This is a genomic window from Coleofasciculus sp. E2-BRE-01, assembly GCF_040221695.1.
In the GTDB taxonomy this organism is placed as follows: domain Bacteria; phylum Cyanobacteriota; class Cyanobacteriia; order Cyanobacteriales; family Coleofasciculaceae; genus Coleofasciculus.
The window spans coordinates 1-6,130 of sequence record NZ_JAVKEA010000012.1; the positions used below are offsets into that span (position 1 = coordinate 1).

The window sequence follows — 6,130 nt, forward strand, 5'->3', positions numbered from 1 at the left end:
GAATAGGTGAGGTGAATGGTGGTAGGTGTGAGGTTTTTTCGCCTCCAACAGACAATTCCATCCTGACACCCGACACCCGACACCCGACACCCGACACCCTTGCTCAACCGAGCTTTCACCTTAAGTTGACACCAATGGGCAGTGCCGTGCCCCTACGGGTAATGATTGTAACATCAATTTGCTTATGTTTTGTCTTAACACCATCGCTTATCGTGATCAAAGCTAACTAAGGTGCGTTACGCTTCGCTAACACACCCTACTGGCGTGACCGGGTTAAAATAGGACTTTGTTTGTAGTAAGCACTTTAGTGCTTTAACGCCTAGCTGGAGAGGGCTAAAGCCCTCACTACGAACCAAATCTATTTCACCATTTTAGGTGGGTCACGCCACTACAAATAGCAAATAGACAAGAACCGTAGGGGCGCAAGGCTTGCGCCCTGTTAGAAAAGGACAGAAGGATTAAAATAAACAAAGGTAAACCATGACGAAAAAATCTCAGCAATTCAATCAGTTATCCCTATTCGATATAACGCCAGAACCTGATGATAATTGGCTAGACGATGACGACTTAGGCTTTAATACAGAACCCTCCAATCGCACCGTTGAAACCTCCCAATCCTTACTCACCCTTACCTTACTGCGAGAAGCAATTCAGGCACAGAATCCCGATGATCCAGTAATGCGGGATTTTGGCGAGTATGTTTTACCAAATCTCTTACAATTTGCCATTGGCGTAACTGCAAAAGGGGGCAAGTTTTTTGATCACTTAGATCAACAACGAGAAGCTGAAGGGAAAGAAAAAGTACGCCGAGATAATGCCACCGATCAATCCCTCAATACTCATTTACTCAATGGTGTATTTCCCGCTAATTTAATTCAAAAGCGACTCAAAACCCTGAATACAACCGTTAAACGAGTTGTCGGAGAACGCGAACGCCGCTTAGTCATCGCCGCCTTTATTCTTCATGACTTTGAAAAGTTCCCCGATGTCCCCAAGGATTGCCGAAAATTGTCCCTTGATGCACATCGGCAGATTATTGATCACAAAGTTCACCAATTGGGGTTAAATTCCTTAATTAATCCAGAGAATCCCGACACCTATTCTGAGTATATTGATGATTTATTATGTATGGCATATAATGCTCAAAGACGCTGGGATACTAACTGGAACTTTTCCGAATATGGACTCAATCCAGTCTTGCGCGATCGCACGCTGCGCTGTTTGTCTGATTTAACCTGTCTGGCTGACTCCTTGGCGTCGATTGTTAAGCATCCTCAAGATGCGACAAATTCTAGACTTCAAGAACTTATTCACAGTCTTAGTGATGGACAACTGACATTTACGTATCACAGTATTGCCGAGAATCGCGGCGTATTAACCAATGTGGTGAATAATGCCTTAATTCAGATTCATCAGACACAATCAGATATTGAACCCTTACTCTATTTACCAACCGGGGTTATTTATTTGGCACATCGTCATGCGCCTGCGATTTCACTGGATGGTTTATCGGATAGAGTTGTCGCTAGGATTAAATCTCTGTGTCGGGAACAATTGCGCCTGAGACAAACGGGATTTGGACGCGATGGAAAGGGAATGAAATATGCGGACTATTATCAGTTATTCTTTGATGAATCTGGGTTAATGGAGGTAGCCTTAGATGCAACCTTGCGGATTTTAAATCCGAATAAACCCTCAGTCGCCAAGAGTCGCAGTGATAACCTGGTTAAGTTTCAGCAACAGGGAATCTTATCCGCCGAGTATGACGTTAAATTTGGCGATGATATCCGCATTGATCAATTAGCCGAATTTGGCGATTTAGTCAGTCGTAAGATTTGGGGGGAACGGGTGAGTCAAATTGAAGTGGTGCGGAAGCAGGATAAGCAGTTACCGGAACTTCCTCCTCTGGATTTAGTCGATAAACTGGCGCAATATTGGCATTTAAATGAGTATTTGCCGCCCATTCGGGAGATTCAGCAGATTAATCAACGATTGAAGCAGAAAAAGTTAAAAGGAAATACCGGAGGGGTTCCATACCCATGGTATTTTTTGGCGGCGAAGTATCTGCAAAAGCATCCAGGGTTGGAAACCATTCGCGAAACGGGGGAGGAGTTAATTGCCTATGTGACGCAGTTAATTCAACCTCTGATATCTGAGTATCCATTACCCGACGGCTGGGATGATTTAAGGCTTTGGCTGGAACGAGTGGTGATGTTACCCAATTGCCAAGAACAGGGGGCGGCGGTTGATGTGTTTTTACAGGAATTTGTCAATTATCAGGCGGCGAAGAAACCCGGGCGAGGGCGTCAGTTAATTTGTTCGATTTCCCATTCTCCCTACACGGTAACTGAACAGATGGAATCAGCGGTTTTGTTTACGCCTCAGGTGTATACGAATAAGCAAATGTTGGGGGGTTCTAATGCCAAACGGAATATTTCCAGTATTGCGGGAATTGAGATGATGTTGCGGCAAATCTTGATGAATCAAACCCAAGCGGTGGGTAAACGGTTTGAGGATGGGAAATATCGGTATCTGTATTTTTATCCGACTTATTACTTTACGCCAGAGACGAATAAATTCCTGCAAAAGGCATATAGTGGGATTGCCCAAACTCGGTTTAATACTCAGATTCGCAATCATTTTATTAGTCAGGAGTTGAGGGCAAATTTAAGTCGTCGCCGTTATCAGAGTGTGGATATGTTTCTGATTCAAGACACCCTTGAACCGGGACGCGATCGCACGTTTAAATTAGCCTATCCTGATGATCAACCGATGACATTTTACTTCATGGCAATCCCACCGGGGCGCGATAGTACAGATACGGAGTCGTGGGTAATGCCCAGTTGGTTAGCGTTAGCATTTCCGATGATTCTAGATGTAAAAACGGTGGTGTCTGAGTCTCCAATTCCGCCGTTTACTGATGGCGCAGCATTTGAAGAGACAGTTTTTCTGGATAGTGCGCCTCCAGCATTTCGGGCTTTAGTGAGACGCGATCGCTTCCGGTTAGATTATATCCTGGAAGGCTGGACAGAAAACGGGTTGCAGCATCCCGCACCGTTGAATAGTCTTACAGCCGCTTATGCGATTCATCTGGATGTTAATGCTAAAACTGGTAAGTCTGGGTATGACCCGAATTGGGGCAGATTAACCGAACTGGCAAAGGATTTTGAAACCAGTCCTCTCTATGTCTTTAGTTATCTCAACCGCTGGGTTCGTAGCCATAGCCAGGATACCGCCCCTTTGAATAAAATTCGCCTCTATGCTTATCAGTTTTATCCTTGTTTTGACCCCTACAGTTATTATGATTCGGATCAGGAGGAATTGATCGTGACAGAACAATCGAGTCTCAATCATCCTAAACAGTTGATGGAACTGTATCGCCAATTTTATCGGGCAAATAAGCGCTATAATCCTAAAGCTAATGCAGTGTTAAAACCGATTGATATTGCCGCTGATACGATTCTTAAAGCCGATACAACCGTGTTTCAAGGGGAAGCCTTAGTGATGGCGGTAGCGGCGGAAGTCTTTAAACTGATGGATCGGGTTCACGGGTCAACGGCTGAAGGGCGCTGGGTGATTAGTAATCGGGAAAAAGAACGGCAGGCAATTATCGAATTTGCCCACTACTTTGTGGTGGAAGTTTTTGAGAACTCATTTCGGTGCGATCGCGCCCGGTTAGCTGGGCGACAACTGAATTTAATTCGGGATACTTGTGAGTTTTTGTATCGCCTGGAAGATGACAAGGAAAATCGTCAGCGCCAGGAGGAATTAACGGAGGATGTAGTTAAGGAGGGTTGAGGTTAATTTATGACCACAAGTATTTTTTTAACGCAGAGGTACGCAGAGGTGGGCGCAGAGGTACGCAGAGATTTTAACAGGTTCGAGGGAAAAGTTTATCGAGTTGGAGGAATAACCGAAAGATGATCCGTTAAAAAGTACCTCTTTTTCAATTGCCATTTACTACTTAGGAGAAAACTAATGCCATTTCTGAAAACTATCGACACGAATCTATTTCATTCAGAGATTCCCTACAAACCCATGGGAAAATATGTTCATTTTCTCACCCTTCGGATTACTGAATCCTATCCTCTGTTTCAAACCGATGGTGAACTGAATAAGGCACGAGTTCGGGCAGGGATTCAAGAGAAGAATACGATGAGTCGCCTCTCCATGTTCAAGCGGAAACAGTCTACTCCAGAACGCTTAGTCGGGCGAGAATTATTGCGGAACTATGGCTTAATTACGGCTGATGAGTGTGAATATAACGTCAGTTTTGCCATGGATAATCCAGACTGTATTATCTATGGATTTGCCATTGGGGATTCGGGGTCAGAAAAGTCAAAAGTTGTCGTGGATACTGCCTTTTCCATTACTCCCTTTGATGAATCTCACGAAACCTTTACCCTAAATGCACCCTTTGAAAATGGCACGATGACATCGAAAGGCGAAAAGGGGTCTAAACCGGGAGAAGTCACCAGTCGAATTAATCAACAGGATCATATCCGCCCCCAAGTCTTTTTTCCTAGTATTGTCACTCTCAAAGATCCCACAGAATCCAGCTTTCTGTACGTCTTCAATAATATCCTCCGTACCCGTCATTATGGCGCACAAACCACCCGCACGGGACGAGTGAGAAATGAATTACTGGGGGTGATTTTTGCTGATGGAGAGATTACCAGTAATTTACGCTGGACTCAGGCAATTTATGACCAAATGAAGGCAAAGAATACATTACCCACCCTTGATCCTTTAGATGAAGAGGATGTCATAGATGCGGCAACAACCGCCATTGAACAGTTAATGACTCAAGAATTTATTGTCCACACCGATTATATTAGTGGTGATTTTCAACCGCTGTTGAATGAGGTGAAAACCTTGGTAGGAAATGAAGCCGGAATGAAAGCAATATTACAGCAAGCCGATGCTGAAGCCAAAGAGTATGCCCAAAAACACATTAGTTCTAAGAAAAAGGCGAAAGCTAAATCAACAAATTGATGTAGAGAGGCAAAGCTGGCATTGGCATCAACGTCAGTTCAACATGGTTCACGTTTAGATCCCCCTAAATCCCCCTTAAAAAGGGGGACTTTGAGAAATCTTTTGATCCTCTCTTTTAAGGGAAACAGTGAGGAATCTCTTGTCCCCCCTTTTTAGAGGAAATGTTAACGTTGAGGAATCTCTTGTCCCCCCTTTTTTAGGGGGGCTAGGGGGGATCTCTTATTGAGCAAATTTCCCAATCCCCAATCCCCAACCCGGTAAACCCGATGGCAATCCTTTATCGCTATCAAATTGAATTACACGATAGTCTTTATTTCGCCACTCGTGAAATAGGCAGACTCTATGAAACGGAACCTGTACTTCACAATTATGCCCTCTCTTATGCTTTTGGATTAGTCGATAGTGAACGATATGCCACCACCGTTTCCCCAGAGGCATCTTATCGCTATTTTTGTGCCGAACAGGTTCCCCAGTATCAAGCACAGTTAACTCCGCTGAATCAACAAGGCATTTATGTCACACCCGCCCGAACGATTGAACATACCTCAGTTCTCAATACCTGGAAATATGCCGATAATCGCTATCATGTTGAAATGAAGAAAACCCAGAAGAATATTCCCAGTTTTGGCAGGGCAAAAGAGATTGCGCCAGAAAGTCGATTTGAAGGTTTTGTGATTAGCCAAACCCCTTTAACCTTGCCCAGTTGGATTCGCTTAGGCAAATGGGCAAGTAAGGCACGGCTGGAGATTATGGAAACTCAGGAAAGTCAAGTATCGAGAGAAACGGAATCGTTTATATTTCCCTATCCGCTTAACCCGCTAGATGTCATGTTTTGCCATCGGGTTATTAGTTATGACGTAATCAATATGCCTCCGGTTAGCTTGATTAAAACGGTCACTTTGCAGGGAAAATACTACCGATTTAACCGTCTAAAAATCCCTGCACTGATGCAGTATCGTTTTAGTAAATAACCTAGGTAAGGGTACGACAGTGCCCATGGGTGTCAACTTAAGCCACATTACCCACGATAGGATACTGGGTGTGGGGTATGGGGTGTGGGGTGTGGGGGAAAGCGAGCAATGTTGGGGAGCTATGTATTAAACGGAACCTGTTTGAAAAAAACATTGTGGATGAA

At 44.1% G+C, this 6,130-nt stretch carries 3 protein-coding genes; all 3 read left to right on the forward strand.

Annotated elements, in window-relative coordinates; genetic code table 11:
* Positions 1 to 480 precede the first annotated feature (480 nt).
* Positions 481 to 3,798, forward strand: coding sequence for a type I-D CRISPR-associated protein Cas10d/Csc3 (gene cas10d / locus RIG66_RS01995; RefSeq protein WP_446374713.1), 3,318 nt, complete (start codon positions 481 to 483; stop codon positions 3,796 to 3,798).
* Positions 3,799 to 3,978: 180 nt separating this feature from the next.
* A complete protein-coding gene (gene cas7d / locus RIG66_RS02000; protein ID WP_446374715.1) occupies positions 3,979 to 4,995 on the forward strand; it encodes a type I-D CRISPR-associated protein Cas7/Csc2 in 1,017 nt (338 codons plus the stop codon).
* Between the two features lie 266 nt (positions 4,996 to 5,261).
* Positions 5,262 to 5,966: a type I-D CRISPR-associated protein Cas5/Csc1 gene (cas5d, locus tag RIG66_RS02005; RefSeq protein WP_446374717.1), complete on the forward strand. Its 705-nt coding sequence runs from the start codon at positions 5,262 to 5,264 to the stop codon at positions 5,964 to 5,966.
* Positions 5,967 to 6,130: the final 164 nt, after the last annotated feature.

Bases quoted from the DNA above. Each gene is read 5' to 3' on its own strand.
- cas5d (WP_446374717.1), top strand. From the start codon at position 5,262: ATGGCAATCCTTTATCGCTATCAAATTGAATTACACGATAGTCTTTAT.
- cas7d (WP_446374715.1), top strand. From the start codon at position 3,979: ATGCCATTTCTGAAAACTATCGACACGAATCTATTTCATTCAGAGATT.
- cas10d (WP_446374713.1), top strand. From the start codon at position 481: ATGACGAAAAAATCTCAGCAATTCAATCAGTTATCCCTATTCGATATA.